This window comes from Christiangramia crocea (assembly GCF_022410465.1).
Classification (GTDB): domain Bacteria; phylum Bacteroidota; class Bacteroidia; order Flavobacteriales; family Flavobacteriaceae; genus Christiangramia; species Christiangramia crocea.
On record NZ_JAJSON010000002.1, the window covers coordinates 1 to 18,617 of the forward strand.

Annotated in this window: 10 protein-coding genes; 4 read left to right on the forward strand and 6 right to left on the reverse strand. The window is 40.5% G+C overall.

The features are described 5' to 3' along the window. The 3 genes from LU635_RS00185 to pruA form a co-directional block, all read right to left on the reverse strand. Window positions 1-456, reverse strand: a 456-nt coding sequence (locus LU635_RS00185; RefSeq protein WP_240095170.1) for a SprB repeat-containing protein, incomplete at its 3' end; no start/stop codon positions are given. A 159-nt stretch (window positions 457-615) separates the two neighbouring features. After that, window positions 616-9,666, reverse strand: a complete 9,051-nt coding sequence (locus LU635_RS00190; protein WP_240095171.1) for an Ig-like domain-containing protein — start codon at window positions 9,664-9,666, stop codon at window positions 616-618. Between the two features lie 288 nt (window positions 9,667-9,954). After that, entirely contained in the window at window positions 9,955-11,598 is a 1,644-nt protein-coding gene (gene pruA, locus LU635_RS00195; protein ID WP_240095172.1) for an L-glutamate gamma-semialdehyde dehydrogenase, read from the reverse strand. A gap of 139 nt (window positions 11,599-11,737) precedes the next feature. Here pruA and LU635_RS00200 point away from each other — a divergent pair, with 139 nt between their 5' ends. Then, window positions 11,738-12,457: an NRDE family protein gene (locus tag LU635_RS00200; protein ID WP_240095173.1), complete on the forward strand. Its 720-nt coding sequence runs from the start codon at window positions 11,738-11,740 to the stop codon at window positions 12,455-12,457. On the opposite strand, the gene apaG is transcribed toward LU635_RS00200, so the two are convergent. From apaG to LU635_RS00215, 3 genes are all read right to left on the reverse strand, one after another. Continuing rightward, on the reverse strand, window positions 12,442-12,828 hold the full coding sequence (gene apaG / locus LU635_RS00205) for a Co2+/Mg2+ efflux protein ApaG (protein WP_240095174.1): 387 nt from the start codon (window positions 12,826-12,828) through the stop codon (window positions 12,442-12,444). The genes LU635_RS00200 and apaG overlap by 16 nt on opposite strands. A gap of 1 nt (window position 12,829) precedes the next feature. Next, window positions 12,830-13,798 (reverse strand): DUF3667 domain-containing protein, encoded by a 969-nt coding sequence (locus tag LU635_RS00210; protein ID WP_240095175.1) that lies wholly within the window; start codon window positions 13,796-13,798, stop codon window positions 12,830-12,832. 117 nt (window positions 13,799-13,915) lie between these two features. Then, window positions 13,916-15,169: a type IX secretion system plug protein gene (locus LU635_RS00215; RefSeq protein WP_240095176.1), complete on the reverse strand. Its 1,254-nt coding sequence runs from the start codon at window positions 15,167-15,169 to the stop codon at window positions 13,916-13,918. Between the two features lie 160 nt (window positions 15,170-15,329). Here LU635_RS00215 and LU635_RS00220 point away from each other — a divergent pair, with 160 nt between their 5' ends. The 3 genes from LU635_RS00220 to LU635_RS00230 are packed head-to-tail and all read left to right on the forward strand — an operon-like array spanning window position 15,330 to window position 18,615. Continuing rightward, window positions 15,330-16,673, forward strand: coding sequence for a Na(+)-translocating NADH-quinone reductase subunit A (locus LU635_RS00220; protein WP_240095177.1), 1,344 nt, complete (start codon window positions 15,330-15,332; stop codon window positions 16,671-16,673). Between the two features lie 14 nt (window positions 16,674-16,687). Beyond that, complete coding sequence (locus tag LU635_RS00225) at window positions 16,688-17,869, forward strand: NADH:ubiquinone reductase (Na(+)-transporting) subunit B (protein ID WP_240095178.1); 1,182 nt, start codon at window positions 16,688-16,690, stop codon at window positions 17,867-17,869. A gap of 2 nt (window positions 17,870-17,871) precedes the next feature. Further along, window positions 17,872-18,615, forward strand: coding sequence for a Na(+)-translocating NADH-quinone reductase subunit C (locus LU635_RS00230; RefSeq protein WP_240095179.1), 744 nt, complete (start codon window positions 17,872-17,874; stop codon window positions 18,613-18,615). Window positions 18,616-18,617: the final 2 nt, after the last annotated feature.

Consider the following 18,617-nt stretch of genomic DNA (forward strand, 5'->3'; position numbering starts at 1 on the left):
GATACTATATTCAAATCCTGAGTTTCCCCCTGTAACGGTTCCGGCAGTCAAAGTACCATTACTCTCACCATTGCATAATACATTGGTATGAACAGAGCCGGAAATCTGAAGTTCATCCGGTTGGTTGACTTCAATTATAATTGTTCCGGTATTTCCGTCACTATCGGTAACCTGCAGGTCATATGTTCCTGCATATAAACCGCTTATGTCTTCAGTTGAGGAACTATAGTTGTTAGGACCAGACCAGCTATAAGTATATGATGAGTTGCCTCCGGTTACTGAAACTTTTATAGCTCCGTCGTTTACACCAAAGCATGAAACAGGAGTGGTCTCATCAGAGGTTACCGTAAGATTAGCAACTGAATTCTCTGTTGAGGCTATGATAAAGCTAAGTGTGAAAACTAGAAGAAAGATAATAAGTCCCCCGGTTCTCACCGATGAGGTAATTTTATGCATAGGCTACCAATGGGTTGATTTTCATCGGTAAAAATACACATAAAATCGATAAACGGTATAAAAAAAGAAAAAAATTTTAGATTAACTTACTTTAATTCAGTTGAATAGATGTTTTTATTGGTTAAAAAGCTTAAAAATGTAGGAAAATACCTTCTTGTATTATTTTACAACAATTTTCTTATTACAGATAGCATTCTCACAAAATACTTTTACAATATAAATACCGGATCTCACTGGTTTCATTCCAAGCAAAATTTCTCTTTCGGTAGGTAATCCATCGAATTCCTGGATTAATTTTCCGTTTATATCAAAAACCATCACTCTTGAAACATCGAGAAGGTCATCGTTATTAATTTTTATTTGTCTGCTGAAATGGCTATAACTAATTCCTACGAGACCATCGATCAGAGGAAGTTCTGGGTCGTAAAGATCGTCGGGATCCGGAAGTGTTGGGTCCTGAGCCTCTTTAAAGAACACCAGTTCAAACCTGTCTTTTATTTCACCGGTATCTGAAGTACCAGCATATGGATCATTAAGTATGTCATGAATAGTATCCAGTTTTTTATCCTTCAGATACACTTCTTTTCCAACAGGCCAGTTTTCCGTACTATCAATTTTAATGGTGAACTCACCTCCGGCCTGGGTTTTAATAGCCAGTTGTAAAACCTGGTCTTTTTCGAAATCCGGAACTGCCTGAATTACATAAGGACTATCTCCTACCAACCAGTACATATCTTCAGCATTATTTTCTATTAGAGGAGCATCATAACCAAGATCAAAATTGTTCGTGGTATTGTAGTCCCTTGTTACCAGGATCTGGCGATGATAGCCTCCAGGTGACTGGAATTTTAATCTTATTTTTGCTCTTTCATCTTCCGAAGTTAGGGTTGAAGAGGTCTGGCTTGACTTGAAACGGTCTTCCTGCATCAAGAAGATAGATGGGTCTCCATTATTTTCCCTTTTATAGATTCGCTGACTGTTTTTGAAGGTAATGTTTCCGGAAAAAGTCTGTCCACTTTCGGTTGAGCTATTCACAAAGAATCCCTGGGCTACCGGAACATAACGTTTAGGTTCTTTATTCCCGGTACTTCCGGTATTATTGATTCTCCAGTCATTTGAAATAGCTGGAGCAGTTCCGGAAAAATTAAATGTCGCATATCCTCCTATATATTCTGCCAAAAGGTGTGTGCTGCCAGAGAAATGATCCCAGTAATATATAGTACCGTTAAACACACTGCTTGTTCCCCTGCTTGGAGTTCCATCAGGCGCCTGCACGCCATTTAAATTGTCAAGTAAAAACTCCCAGGCATCTATAGAGGATGGATAAGGATTCCCTACCAGATAATTCTGATTCTGACCAATGTTTAATTGAATATTAGCATTATGGGGCTTTCCACGGAAAACATAATTCTGGGTTCCGGTATTCGGAGCAACTGTTCCATCAGTTCCTTTCATAGAATAACCTGATCCTGTTAATCCGGTTCCGTCTTCTCCCAGATGCGTCCAGTCACCGTAAATATCTGCTTCTCCCCCTCTGAAGTCCCATATCCAGAACGAGCTTATCGTTATAGGAGTGGTTTTTCCTCCATCAGCCGCAAATTCATATAAATTAAATGTAATAGGTTGAGGATTTGCAGAATTCGAACCATCCAGCAGTACAGAATTTAAAACGTACCCGGAATTATTTGCTGAACCCTGAACACTTACCGGACTGCTCCAGTAATTGTAATTAAAACTACTTAACCTTCCCTGTTGGTCTCTTTCCAGCCAACCTGCACTGTTTTCCTCAAGAATGCTTCCCTCATCCTGTAATAACTGAGACTCTCCGACAAGATCCATATTACCGTCAAGCCACAGATAATGCGTAACTCTTATAAACTGGCCGGAATTTGTTTCATCCTGGGGCCCAGCGGGATTTGCAATAGTTAATTCTTTACCGACCGTCTCCGACTTTAAACCAAGGACCGTAATATCTTTTGCCTGTGAGGTGATATCATGGAAGGTCCTCACAATATTCCACTCAATAGGATCACCATTTACCCCATTTGCATTTGGGATATCCCATACTGTTGGTCTTAACCAGGTATTGACACTGGTCCATGGGCCGTCGACTGCGGATAAATATGGTAAAGGCGCCGTATTCTGCTGGTTCGTGGTCATATTGTTCAATGTCGCCGGAACGGAATTTAAAGCCAGGTCTGGCGTTAATCCATTAGCAGGCATAAGAGAAGCATCAAATGTTTCCAAGTTGGCTGGATCGGGATCTGAAGAAATTAATCTGTAATATCCTTCAAGGTCTGAGTAGGCAAGGCCTCCCGGAACAGGCATAGGTATTTCCATTCCCATATTAGCTGCATTCTGCAGATGCTGGTTCATCATGAACTGTATTTGTTCCTGAGTGATCTCTGTGTTCCAGATTCTCACCTCTTCGATCCAGCCAGAGAAATAATTAGTTGGAATACCGGTATTGATATCTCCGCTAGCTCCTATAAGCAAAGGAGCTGTGCTGTTGGTTGCGGCAGAACCGGTGGTTCTGTCTACGACTTTTATTCCGTCTATATAGAGGGTGGCTGAAGTACCATTAAAACTTACAGCAATATGATACCACCTGTCATTTATATCAATGGCCTGAGAGGATGTTAGAACCCCGCCATTCCATCTGAATACAGGTTTACCATTATTTAGTTCTAGTTCATATCCATCACCACCATTATGCTGATCCCTTTTAGATATAATCGTTCCATTTCCGCTTTCCGGTCTTACCCATGCTTCCAGGCTATAGAAGCCCGTATAGGTATTGCCTGCATCTACGTAATCATCTATGCCGTCAAAATCAAGGGCAAAACATTCTTCTATAAGTATTGGAACTTCATTGATTATCGGCGGACAACCAGTATTCTCAATAAGAACATCATTTTCATTAACTGTGGTTGGAGTAAGGGTCCATTTGAAAGTGTAGGATCCAAAAGTATCTGGTATAAAAACAGCATTAGGATCGTTTATGGCAGCCAGATTGTCATTCTCATTAGTCAAATGACTTTCTGAGAAGGTATAGTCTGGTGGACCTGTGATTTCCCATTGTCCGATATAGCCATCAAGAGTGGGATAAGAAGTTATTTCACCCTGGTAGGCCCCGATAACAGAAGCCGAAAGAATTATGGAATTAGAACCACATTCGCCTTCCTCTGCGGTTGTAGTTACAGTATATTCGTCAAAGGCAAAAACTTTTACAGATTTAGCATGCTCCGTTACGGGACATGATTCCCCATTAGAATTATATACTAGTGTGGTTTTAAATTCAAATGTATTCCATCCTATTAATGTGGGGATCCATGTTTCGGTATTATTCGTACCAATTATAACGGGGTTAGCGGGATCTGTATAATCCGTCCACACCTGAGAAGCACCCTGGGGTCCATCGGCAAAATCAATATTATCGATCGCCCATACATCTCCTATTTGGCTGCCCTGGTAATTAAACCTTATTCTCAAATTATTTTCACCTAAATAAGGGCCCAGATCAAGTTCAATTTTATTTTCTGGTCGATCATCTACTGTACCTAGGGCAAAATCAGCAAAATTACCACTTGTAATTCCTTCTTCTGAATCAGCAGGAACGCCTCTAACATATAGCGGTGTTTGCTCATATGTAGCACCGCCATCTGTAGATATTTCCACACTTATATAAGCACCTGGAGTCAAATTATACGCCTGGTCAAATGTTAGAAGGGCTGCATCCATATCATCAATACCAAATACAGGCGTCTCAATGGTAGAATTATTTCCACTAGAAACCACTCCAAATCCCTTATTTCCATCCTGGATCCCAGTTGCCCAAAAAACATCTTGATAATTATAAGGAGAGGTTAGTTCGGCTGTTGTCAGAGGGTGATCCGTAGCTCTTTTCCACCTGTCTGGCCTGGTGTTGTTAGCGTCAGTATCAAATCCAACTACGTCTCCTTCCAGGGTTACTCGCCAGCCGTTGTTGGTAATACCGGCATTATCAAATAATCCATCTTCAGATATTGTGCTTCCACTGGTATACCCTGATTCCGCAGTTAATCTTACTTCATCTCCAAAACAGATGACATCGGGATCAACGGTAACTGGTTCCGGAAGAATTTCAGAAGAGATTATAGATAGTAAGGCAGTTTCTGAATATACCGGATCCGGACATGCTCCACTAGTGATCTCAACTCGAAAAACTGTGCTTCTGTCTCCAATTAAACTTTCTATTTTACCAGCAGATAAAACATCTCCCTGGAAGGTTTCTCCGTTTTCAATAATAGTGGTCCAGGTGGTCTGATTGCTTGCTCTGTATTCCCATTTTTCTATGCTTCCTGTAATTCCGGTAAGCTGTATATCTACAGCATAACCAGGATCTTGCACTTCACATATACTAAAAATTCTTCCTACACCTACCCAGTTTAACTCTCCACCCTCAGGTAGTGGATCAACACCAATAGAAACTTCTTCTGAATTTGCTTCATTACAAACCCCGCTTTTTACCACAGCTCTATAAGTCGATGCAACCGTATAATTCTCAATAGTAAGGATTTCTGAAGTTTCATCTATAGTGGTCCAGGAGGCACCATTGTCTATAGATTGTTCCCATCTTTGAATTTCACCTATATAATCTGATAATGTAATAGTGCCGGATCCGTCAATACAAATTGAAGATGGCCCGGATAGCAGACCTCCTTCTGAAGGAGGATCTACTTGTACTTCAATTTCTGCTGAATTTACACAACCGTTACTATCTGTTCCTATTACAGTATAAGTTGTATTAATAGTGGGAGAAACACTAATATCGGCAGTCGTTCCAATTTCTGTTTCACCCTCCATCCAGATGTAAGAGGTAGCACCTAATGCCCGCAAAGTCGTGGAATTTCCTTCGCAAATAACTTCATCATCGGTAGAAGCGGTTACATCGGGCAGCGCATTTACCATTACACTAATTTCTACAAGATCGCTTTCACACTCATTTGGAAGAGTTTGACTTACATAATAAATAATTGGCGATGAAGTGACAGTTTGGGTATCCGGAGTAGGAGCCGTATTTCCAATGAAATTCGAATCCGCATCATACCAGTTTAAGGTAGCGTCGCTAACTGGAGTGGCGCTCAGTGGTTCGGCAGTTGAATTATGGCATAAACTAACACTTGCCTCAGTTTCTGGAACTGCCGGTTTTTCTTTGACTATAACTTTTACAGGAACGCGATTGCTTTCGCACACATCCGGAGTCTGGGTGACCCAGTAGGTGGTTTCACCAAAGTCGTCTGTAGAAGGTGTAGGGTTAATTGGATAACCAGAAGTATCTGTGAATAGGTCATCTCCTGTTTCCGAAGCATACCATTTTAGATTGGTTCCGCTTATTACACTCAATGGTTCAGGTGTATCAAGCTGGCAATAAGTGATATCCTCAACTTGTGGGTCGTCGGGAAATTGATTGATCCTTAAATAGAATGTGTTTGAAATAGCTGTTGAACAACTGAATCCATCAGGTCCGGTTATCTGAACCTGATAATTTCCATTATAAGCATCGTCATTCCCAATATTTGAGATTACAAGCGAGCCTTCGTAAACCCCATTTCCATCCCTGGTAGGTGGATCAAAAGTAAGGTCTGGATCTGAATTGATATCGAGTGGGTTCCCATCCTTTAACCAGGTGAAGTTGAGTTCTGCACCGTTCGCATGGGCGATAAAGTCAAAAATAGCTTCAGATAGACCATCCCCACACACGCTTACATCCCTGGCTGGAGCGGTTATAACAATATTTTCGTCTACGTTCATTGTAACGGTTTCGGAAGTAACAAGGGAACAGGAATCGGCTCCTGATACTTCTACATAATAACTACCTGCATTAGATGAGGTGGTATTACTAAAGGATAAGGTAGGGGAGTTTGGACCTACTGGAGCTCCGTCTTTATACCACTGGTAGGTTAAATTATCTCCTGTAGCCACCACAGATAATTCTGAAGGTTCTGTAGAACATACCCCAACATTTGAAGGTTGTGTGGTAATTACCGGTTCTTTATTTACAGAAACGTTGAGATCATAAGAGACTGAAGGACAATTTCCGGCAGGATCTTCTGTGCTTAGGCGTAGAACGATATTTGCGGCCTGATTGGAAGGTGGGGTGTAGACCACATCTTTATAATTTGCCGACATTGCGGTAGAGCTAAGACTTCCGCCACCTGAAACGATCTCCCACTGCCCCTGGCTCGCACCGCTAGTTATATTTGCTCCGTTGAGTGTTAAAGTTGAATTAGAACATATTACCTGGTCGCTCCATTCTTCAATAACTGGTAATGGTTCCAAGGTAAGACTGAATGTAGCATCCGTTTCCGTACAATTTGTATTATCGGGCTGAACTGTAAAGGTCAGGTCAACGCTACCATTACTTATATCATTAGCTCCCGGAGTATATATAGCTGTAGAGGTATTCGAATTATTAAAAGATCCATCTCCCGAGGTAGTCCAGGTGCCTGTACTGTAGTCTCCGGTTATGTTAGCCGTGATCTCATAAGTCTCATCTTCACAGATCGCCGAGGTAACGGGGTCTATGGTGACTCCAGGTTGTTCGTAAATGGTAACCAGAACTTCATCAGTGATTTCTCCGCAGGTTGTTGGTGAACCTGTAGTAGTTATGGTTAGTGTTACTGAGCCGTTTGCGATGTCATTACTTCCGGGAGTATATGTTGAAGTTACAGATGTGCTGTTTGAAAAACTTCCATCTCCATTTGATGTCCATTGAATACCAGTTCCGATCGCCCCGGTAAAGCTTCCGTTGAGTGCTACAGCTTCAGTTGAACACATTGAAAAGTCTTCTCCTGCATTCACTGTAGAGGCTTCATCTACAGTCACCACTACGGTAGCTGTAGCATCCGGTGAGCAGGGTCCGCTGGCTGTAAGAGTAAAGGTAATATCTCCTGTATATGATGCATCAGGAGTGAAAATAGGTGTTAGTGAATTAGCATCGTCAAATGTACCAGAAGTAGAAGGGTTAGCCGTCCAAGTGCCAATTTCTGCACTTCCTCCAATAGTACCTGATAAATTAATTTCGCCGGCCTGGCAAACAGAAAAAGCAGAAGAGATTGAAGTCACTGCAGCATCTTCATAAAAGTAGATCGTCATTTCATCATAACCGGCCTGGCAAGCTCCTTTTGGCGCATCTGTTATAATTCTGAGAGTAACCGGGTTGGCAGGTCCATCACTTCCTCCTGGATTATAAGTGGCATTCGCAAGATCGGTTGGGTTATTAAGAGTACCACTACCTGTTACAATGTCCCATCTAGGATTTAATTTACCGGCATTTCCATTTCCAAAACTAGCGGTACCGGTCAGATCTATACTAGTTACATCCTGGCAAACGGTTTGATCTTCTCCGGCCTGTACTTCCACAAAATCTTCTACATCCACTTGGAGTTGTTGCCAGTCACTTGTTCCGCAAATATTGCTGGTTCGAACTTTGATAAAATTACTTCCTCGTACAGAATTATTTGTGGCTTTTACAGTTACAGCGGTACCATCATTATCACCTCCCTCTTTGAATATCCATCCCGTTGGTAACTTCCATTCATAGGAAGTGGCACCAGAAACTGTCTCAATAGAGAATGCCAGATTATCGGCAACAGGACAAATGGCAGTTGGGCCTGTTATAATTCCTGGTTGGGCGGCAATTCCGGATATAACTTCTACTTCAATGATTGAACTGGTAATAACATTTTTTTCAGCTGCTATACATTCATCATTATTTGTGACCTCCAAATAAACCTGCACGTTTGTACCAACCGGAAGGTCACTAGGACTGAAGGAGCTGCTGGTTCCTGCTGGAGATCCATTAACATACCATTGGTATTCCGGATTAGAACCACCCTCGGTTAAATTAGAAGTGAAATTTACCACCGAGCCTGAACAAATTAAGGTATTATCGGCTGAGATCGTAATAGCCGGATTTAGAATAGGATTTACAGTGATCTCTATGCCTGTGCTTTCAGCCGGGTTAAGCGCCGGATCCACGCATTCAATATCTGATACCAATTCAACGCTTACTATATCCCCATCACTTAAGCCGGAAGTGGAAAATGTTGGAGTGGTAGTAGTTGAAACAGCCAAACCATTGACTTTCCAGTTATATTGAGGATTGTCACCTTCATTATCAGGTGTTGCATTAAAAGTTATGGAAGCTCCATCACAAATAGTATTATCCGTATCAGTAGTGGAAATACTTACTGATGGCACCTGTAATGGATTAACCTGAACATCTATTGAGTTACTTTGAGCCGGATTTGAAGAATCATCCACACAGGTAATGTCTGAGGTCATTTCTACGTATACACTTTGAGAACCCACTGCTAAATTAGTGGTGGTATAGGACGCAGAGTTGCTTCCCACAGGATTACCTCCTACGTACCACTGGTATTGTGGGTTGTTTCCTCCGTCAACAGGGGTGGCATCGAAAGTAACTTCCTCCCCTGCGCATATATCATTATGGTTTGAAGTTATACTTACTCCGGGTGTAACTAAAGAGTTTACGTGAATGTCTATGGTATTGCTGGTAACAGTGCCAGGCTGTGCACAGGTAGCATTGGATGTCATTTCCACTCTAACATTATGTGGTCCTGCACTTAATCCCGAAGCGGTAAAGTTGGGAGAATTATTTCCAACAGATGTGCCATCTACAAACCACTCATAAATAGGTGAAGTCCCTCCTTCAAGATTGGAGGAAGTAAAATTTATTTCTTCATTCAAACATATGGTAGTTGCAGAAGCAGAAATACTAACTTCCGGATTCCTTTCACTTTTAACCGTAACTGTAAAATTATTACTATTTACTGTGGTCTCTCCGTTATCACAAGTTGCTGCGACCTGAATTCTTATTTTGTTGCCGTTTGAGATTTGTGAGCTTCCGGATAAGGTAATAGTTGTTCCACTTGTTCCTGTTGAAATTGAGGAACCCGTATCTAGATTCGACCAATTAATTCCATCAGTAGATTTTTGCCAGGCGTAGGTATAGGAATTAGAGCTTCCAGCAGTAAAGGCAGAAACGTAAAAAGAAACATCCTCAAAAGAGCATATAGTGGTGGTTCCGTCAGGCTGGATATTCACTGATGGATTTGTAGTACACTGGCTGTAAGCTTTTAAAGAAGAAAAGCTTAACAGAATCAGAAATATGTACGCTACTTTTAAAAGTAATTTTTTCCCCATAGTTGCCAGGTTTAAATAAAACAATAGTTAGGTAGGGGTATGATTGTGGGGGCAAAAAAATTGAGGGCAATAACTTAAGCTAAGTCATCTAAATTGTTGGGAAATAATGAATTAGCAAATAAATTTAAATGAAAAAACCGAATAAACACGAAATTTTCGGTGAAAAACAGGATTACTCGTTGAAATTGTAGGAAAATTCCAAGTTGAGATCTAATAGATTGATTATTAGTATTAATAAAAAACCGCCAGTTTCATGGCGGTTTTTGTGAATTTTGGAAATCGAAATTATTATTCACCCATAAATGGATATCTGTAATCTGTTGCGGGTACAAATGTTTCTTTGATCAGTCTAACCGAGATCCATCTCATAAGATTCATCTTGGATCCTGCTTTGTCATTAGTACCACTTGATCGTGCACCTCCAAAAGGTTGCTGGCCAACTACAGCTCCTGTAGGCTTGTCATTGATATAGAAGTTACCTGCAGCATTCTGGAGCAGGTCTGTTGCTTGAGCAGCAGCATAACGGTCGCCGGATAAAATCGCTCCGGTAAGCGCATAGATACTTGTATTATCCACCATTTCACAGATATCTGCCCATTTCTTTTCGTCAAAGTTTTTATCATCGTAAACATAAATCGTCACTACAGGACCGAATAATTCGGTTTCCATGGTTGTATAGTGTGGATCTGTGGTCAGAATTACCGTAGGTTCAATGAAATAACCCTTGGATTTATCATAATTTCCACCTACAACGATCTCTGTACTCTTATCCTTTTTCGCTTTATCTATATAACCTGCCAGCTTATCAAAAGCTCCTTCATGAATAACGGCATTTATAAAGTTACCCATATCTTCAGGAGATCCCATTTTGAAAGATTTTACATCTTGCACAACAAAATCTTTAATTTCAGGCCAAAGACTTTTAGGTAAATACACTCTTGAAGCAGCACTACACTTTTGTCCCTGGTATTCGAATGCACCACGTGAAATAGCTGTAGCAACCTGTTTAGGATTGGCAGTGGGATGCGCAAGGATAAAGTCCTTACCACCAGTTTCTCCGACAATTCTGGGGTAGGATTTATATTTTCTGATGTTCTTTCCAATCTTTTCCCAGATACCCTTGAATACATCTGTACTTCCGGTAAAATGTACTCCGGCAAAATCCGGACTCGCAAGGACGGTATTGGTAATCATTTCAGGATCTCCGTTTATCATATTGATCACCCCATCAGGTACCCCAGCTTCTTTGAATACTTCCATTAATACCTGTGCAGATAGCATCTGGCTGTCACTTGGCTTCCAAACCGTAACATTCCCCATAAGCGCAGCACTTGAAGGCAGGTTTCCCGCAATGGCAGTAAAGTTGAAAGGTGTAATGGCATATACGAAACCTTCAAGAGGTCTGTATTCTACACGGTTCCAGTTGCCGTCTGAAGAAATTGGTTGTTCATTATATAGTTCACTCATGAACTCTACGTTGAATCGCAAAAAGTCACAGATTTCTGCAGCCGAATCGATCTCAGCCTGGTAAATGTTCTTCGACTGACCGATCATGGTCGCTGCGTTCATCTTCTGTCGGTAAGGACCAGAAATAAGGTCGGCTGCTTTCAGGAAAATGGCAGCGCGCTGCTCCCATTCAAGTTTTGCCCATTTCTTTCTTGCTTCCAGAGCTTCTTCAATGGCCTTTTCTACGTGTTTTTTCTTCGCAAGATGGTAAGTTCCTACCTCGTGCTGATGATCGTGAGGAGGGTTTATGCTTTTGGTGTCCCCTGTTTTTATTTCCTCTGAACCAATATAAAGTGGAACTTCTGTTTTACTGTTGAAAAGATCTTTGTAAGTAAGTAAAACTTCTTCTCTTTCGGGGGTTCCCGGTGCGTAACTTTTAACGGGTTCGTTAACGGCTACGGGAACGTGAAAAAATCCTTTTCCCATAATATAATTTTTGCTTTTTTCGATTGTAATTTAATTCTGCTAAAGGTAAAAAAATTAAGCGGTTTTGAATAACAACCTGGTCCTCTTCACGAAAGCTTAACTTTTTTCGTAATTTTCCTTAAAATTTTGACTTTTATTCATGTGTACTATCACGTTAATACCCCATCCTGACTGGTTGAACGGCTTTGTTTTAACATCTAATCGCGACGAGGCTGTGAGTAGGTTGTCATTGCCCCCTCAAATGGAATTTTATAATGGGAATAAATTATACTTTCCGAAAGATAAAAAGGCAGGGGGTACCTGGGTGGGAGTGAGTGAAAATATGAGATGTGTTTGTCTTATGAATGGAGCTGAACAACCTCATGTCAGGAAAAATGATTATCGGAAGAGCAGGGGAGTGGTTGTAAAGGATTTTCTGGCTGGTAAAAAACTTAAATATCTTCTGTGGGACTATGATCTTGAAGATATTGAGCCTTTTACTATGATCCTGGTAGACTGGCAGAATGGCCTGATGTTTAAAGAACTTATCTGGAATGGCGATAACAGAAAGGTTTCCAAGCTTCCTTTAAAAGAGCACATCTGGTCTTCATCTCCTCTTTACACTAAGGAAATGAAAAATTTACGCAGAAAATGGTTCAATGAGCTTAAACAGTCCAGGGGTTTTTCGGCCAAAACTTTACTCGATTTTCATCATAATGCCGGGCAGGGTAATAAAGAATCAGACCTTATCATAGATCGGGGATTTTTGAAGACCCAGAGCATTACTCAGGTTCACAATACGCAGGAGGGAATTAAATTCTGGTATAAGGATCTTATAGATAGTGAGGTTACTGAGAAATTTATTCAGTTCAGTGCATAAGGAGCGCTTAGTTTGAATGAAGGGATCTTCACTTTGAAATTTCGGGTAGAGGTAAAATTAATCATGTTATAATGCCCGCTCATCGCTCCAAAAGGTCCTGTAAGTAAACATCCGCTTTGGTAAGTATGTCTTTCGCCAGGTTTTAGAACCGGTTTTTTACCGATCACTCCTTCACCCGAAACAGTTTCGGTATCGTTAAGAGCGTCCTTGATCTTCCAGAAACGGGACTTTAACTGTACCCAGTCGTTGCTTTGATTCTCAATGGTTATTTGATATCCGAAGGCAAAGTGCAACCTGTAGTTCTTGTAGAACATTCCTTCAAAGTGGGTTTCCACCGAAATCTTAATGCCTCTTGTAACCTGTTGGATCATTTTAGTATATCGAAAAAGATGCAAGCAGGGAAATTATTGCTGCTATTATTGCTAAAATAAAAAATATCAGGTTTAAAAGTATAAACTTTAGAATGGTTTTAACACGTCCCTGCCCGTAAAAATTGCGCATTCCTTTGTATAGATAAAAGAGAAAAATAAAGTTAGCGCCGGTAAATGCCCAGTTTCCTGCAATAAACTCTTCAAGCAACAAAGCAAAACCATATAAGAAGAAGAACATGGTTTGGGTATGAAAGGCAAAAATAAGGTGTTCCATGTAATTGAAATTCCTTCTTAAATAAAGCAGCCAGATAAAAAGTGCAAATACCGGGAGGTAGAAAAAGATGATAAATGGAAGCTTACTAATAAAATAGTTGATGAAGAGACCTGGATCCTCTTTAAAAGTATCTACATCCACCATTTTCTTGTAGAGCCAGTGGTTGTATCTGGAGTGTTCATGTTGCAGACTGTCTATGGCTGTTTCAGAATTTCTAATGCCGGTTTCCACCACGAAAGAGGAGTAAAGATCTATTTTCTTATTACTGGCATCAAAGAAATTCATAGTATCTATCTCTGCCTGAGAAATGTATTTATCCTTGTAGGACCTCTGAGTGGTATCTATCTTAATACTGTCAAGGCCCCGGGATGTGATGATCTTATTGATAGAATCCAAACCCACCTGTGGAGGCCTGTGGATCATAGCTCCCCGGTTTGATCTGTCTCCCTGGATGAGGTCTTCTCCGAAGTCTACAGTAAGGCCAAATAATAAGAAGAATAGGATGGAGGCACTAAGGTAAAACCTGAAAGGGTTGGCATAACGCATCCTTTTGCCATTAATGTAGTCCTTGGATATCTTTCCGGGTTTAAAAAGCAGTACTCTTAAAGTTCTCTGGAATCTGGAGTCGTAGGCAAAGAGACCTGAAAAGAATTCAGTGAAAAAGTCGTTGAAACTTAGTTTTTTGGTGCTGTTCATTTGCCCACACCTTGAGCAAAATCTTTCGGTGAGTTCAAGCGGGTGCCCACAATTAAGGCACTGGTCACCCCTGTATTTCATTAATGAACGCCTTACTTTCATTTTTTCTAAATAAGATTAGTTGGTAATATCTCTAGAGTTAGCAGTTCCTACTCCTATTAATCTGTCGTAACGGGCTCCCGGGTTATGATAATAGACCAGGATGGTGTAGACGTTTTCAGTTTCGTCAAAGTTTCCGCTTATAAATCCTTCATCAAGAGTGCCATCTTCATTTAGAAGAACATATTTATAATTATAAAAGCCCTGCTTGAATAACCTGGCTGTTTCATAATAGCCTGTGACTTCATTGTATTTTAGCAAGGTGCTTTTGTTCAGCTCAAAATTATTGAAGCCGCCATAAAGGTGAATCTCCGCGTTATCTATAGGGTCGTAGTTTTTTAATCGAAAATGTATCCAGACATACTCAGCTTCGATGTCAGAATTCTGGGCCTGGATGTTACGCACTACAAAGCCGCCATTAATATCCGGGTTGTAAGTGTAGGGTTCGTCACTTCGGGTGAAATCTGTAAACAGGAAATGATGATATAGTTCCTCCATTTCTACAGCAGCTATATCTGCAGTGGTAGATCTCAGGTCTTTGTTATCAAACTGAAAAAACTCATTCCCGCCCCAAAAGGATGATTCTGTATCGTAGCGATAGATTAATTCATTCGCAATGGTATACTGTGGCTTCAGATTATTAATTGCCAGTTTTAGATTATGATTCTGTATCACGCTTACTTTTACGTTCTGTTCGGGATTCTTTAAAAGAAGGTCTGGTGAATTAATGCTAAAATTCACTACCTGTTTTTCATCTATATATTTGAGATCCCTTGAACGTTTTATTTCAGCACCCACCTGGGTTATTGGCTCATAGACCATGAATTTCCTTGAAAAGACCAGTTCACGGTTTGAATTAAAAATGCTTAGTATATAATTACCCGAAACCTTTAAGGCCTTGACATTATTATTGGGGATGCTTAATTCGTAATGTGTATAGGGCTGTAAGGTATTATATGCATTTGTATACTGAGTGATTCGTACATCATCAAAGCCATCCATATATTCATTCTTGCTGAGCTGGCTTGGAGTCCAGTCGAAATTATAATGCTGAATGGTATAATAATAATCGGCTTCGTCTCCTATAATATCATCAAAACTCAATGAAAGTCTGCCTCCGAGTCTTATGATAGGGTTGCCTGAAATTTCATTTGAATCACCGTTAAAGATCACCGTTCCAATAAAGTTTGGTGGAGGTGTCTCTTCAGTAACCTGTGCAAAGCTTGTGGAAGCAGTTAAGACAATAACCAGAAATAACAAAAATGTCCTCATATAATGTATAATGAACAAAGTTAGAAGAATTATACTTTTTTCTAGAATTTATTTTAACAGTTGAACTCAGTAAAATTCTTACAATTGTTGGGATATATGGAGTGAAAATTCATAAATTTGCACGACTTTAAACTAAAAATTTTAACATACACTCCATCCTATGTCAAAAGACATTCGAATTAAAAGAGGATTGACTCTGCGATTAGAAGGGGAGGCGGAAAAGGAGCTGGTCAAGGCTCCGAGATCCAAGACTTACGCGATCAAACCGCCAGATTTTCACACTGTAGTACCGAAAATGGTTGTAAAAGAAGGAGCAAAACTTCTAGCCGGTGATGAAATTTTCTACTCAAAATACACAGAACAAATTCGCTTCACTACACCTGTAAGTGGTGTTCTTAAAGAAATTAAACGAGGAGATAAAAGAAGAATTCTAGAGGTTATTATCGATGCCGATCCGGAAAATGTATACCGGGATTTCGGTAAAATGGATGCGGCAAAAGCCGATGCAAAAGATGTAAAGGAAAGAGTTCTTGAAAGTGGATGCGGTGCTTTTATTTATCAGCGCCCTTACAACATTGTTGCAGATCCTGCCGATACACCAAAGGCAATCTTTATCTCTGCAGCTACAACAGCTCCTCTTGCGGCCGATAAAGGTTTCATCATTAAAGATAAACTGGACGCTTTTCAGGAAGGGATAAACGCCTTAAGGAAACTAACCCCTGGAAAAGTTCATTTATGTGTTGATGATAGTTCCGCAAAGTATCTTAAGGATATCCAGGGAGTAGAACTGCATCATGTAAAAGGACCTCATCCTGCTGGAAATGTAGGTGTTCAGATCCATAAGATCGATCCGGTTAACAGAGGAGAGCGTGTATGGACGGTTGGAGTTGAAGATGTTGCCATTATCGGGAATGTTTTTCTTACCGGAGAATATCATGCAGATCGCACCATCGCTGTAACTGGAAGTGAGGCAAAGAATAGAAAATATTATCAGGCCACTATTGGTGCAAATGTTTCCGATTTTATTGGAGAGGTTTCTGATGATGTTCGTATCATTTCAGGCGATGTACTTACCGGGACTCAGCTTTCTAACGGTCAGTATATTTGTTTTCATGACAACGAAGTGACCATGATCCCTGAGGGTAACAACTACAGGTTGTTTGGTTGGATACCTTTTACCTATAATAATATACATTCTAATTCCAGAACATCCCTGTCCTGGTTATTTCCAAACAGAAAATATACACCTACTACAAACCTTAACGGGGAGGAGCGTGCTTTGGTTGTGACCGGAGAAATGGAAGAGGTTCTGCCAATGGATGTTTACCCTATGCAGCTAATAAAAGCATGCATGGCTGGAGATATCGAAAAAATGGAAAATCTGGGCATCTATGAAGTTGCTCCGGAAGATTTTGCATTGGTAGAATACGTTAATACTTCCAAACTGGAAATCCAGGAAGTTATTAGATTAGGTTTGGATTTAATGATCACCGAAGTAGGTTAAAAAGCTGAAGAACTATGGAATGGATTAGACAAAGATTAGATAAAATAAAACAGCCTTTTCAAAAGGGAAGGAAATATGAAAAGTTCGCTCCGGCTTTCAATGCACTGGACACTTTCTTATTTACTCCCAATCATACTACTCAAAAAGGCGCACATATTCGTGATGCTGTAGACCTTAAAAGAACCATGATCACGGTTGTGATCGCTCTTATTCCTGCTCTTATTTTTGGAATGTGGAATGGAGGTTATCAGTATTACAGTCAGCTCGGAGAGTCATTTACTTTCTGGGATGCTCTTGGTCACGGAGCTTTAAAGATAATTCCAATGATCGCTGTATCTTATGCGGTGGGTCTTGGAATTGAATTCGCATTTGCGATTTTTAGAGGTCATGAAGTGAATGAAGGCTATCTGGTAACAGGACTTCTTATACCTATGATCATGCCGATCGATATTCCGCTCTGGATGGTGGCATTATCGGTTGTTTTCGCCGTACTTATCGGGAAAGAGGCCTTTGGAGGAACAGGGATGAATATTCTGAATCCTGCACTTACTGCCCGTGCATTTGCATTCTTCGCATACCCTACCTATATGTCTGGTAACTCGGTATGGGTGAGCAATGCATCTGAAGTTGATGCGGTTTCTGGAGAAACGATCTTAGGAAAGCTTGCAGCGGGAAGTGAAGTGGGTTATTCTTCTATGGATATGTTTTACGGGGTGATCCCCGGCTCCATAGCAGAAACATCTGCACTATGTATCCTCGCCGGAGCATTGCTTCTGGTGCTTACCAAAGTAGGTAGCTGGAGAATCATGTTAAGTGCCTTTATTGGAGCAGCTGTGATGGGGCTTATTTTTAATGCGCTGCCATCAATGGGACTTGAAGGGAACGATCTTACGAATTTCCCCTGGTATTTACATTTAATTGTAGGTGGACTGGCGTTCGGGGTTGTATTTATGGCGACCGATCCTGTTTCTGCTGCACAAACCATGAAAGGTAAATGGATCTACGGATTTTTGATAGGCTTCTTATCAATTATGATACGTGTCTTCAACCCGGCATATCCGGAAGGAGTTATGCTCGGAATCTTGTTGATGAATGTATTCGCACCTACCATAGATCATTATGTGATCCAGGCGAATATTAAAAGAAGGAAGAAAAGACTTGAAAACGCCAATACCCAGGTAGAAACAGCAGTTTAGTTATGGAGGAAAAATCAGTAAATAAAACGAATAGCAACGGTTATACTTTTATGTTTGCCGTTATCATGGTGATTGTAGTGGCTTCAGTACTTGCATTTGCTGCAACTTCACTACAGCCAACTCAACGTGAGAATGTTCGTCAGGAAAAAATGCAGAATATTCTGGCTACTGTTGGAGTGGAAACAGACAGGCCGGGAGCGCAGAAATTATATGACCAGTATATAGTAGAAGAACTGGCATTGGACCAGAATGGAGAAGTAGATGAATCTATAGATGCCTTTGAGGTAGATCTTGCCAAAGAATTGAAAAAACCGGTTGAAGAGCAGGTTTTCCCACTTTACATTGCAGATGTAGATGGTGAAAAATACTATATAGTTCCTTTAAGAGGTAACGGATTGTGGAATGCGATCTTTGGTTATATTTCTCTTAAAGATGATGTAAATACCGTTAAGGGTGCCACTTTTGACCACCTTGGAGAAACTCCCGGGCTTGGTGCAGAAATTACTAAAGATTGGTTCAAGAAATCTTTTGAAGAGGAAAAGATATTTGATGAGAACGGAAACCTTGTAGGGGTGTCTGTGGTAAAAGGAGATATAGATCCTTCAGATAAAAGTGATAATAAAGTGGACGCGATTTCTGGAGCCACTATTACTGGAGATGGTGTTTCAGATATGATCTCAGAGAGACTGAAAAGATACCTTCCTTACTTCAAAAAGCAAGGAGAAATTAAAGTAGCAATAAAATAATT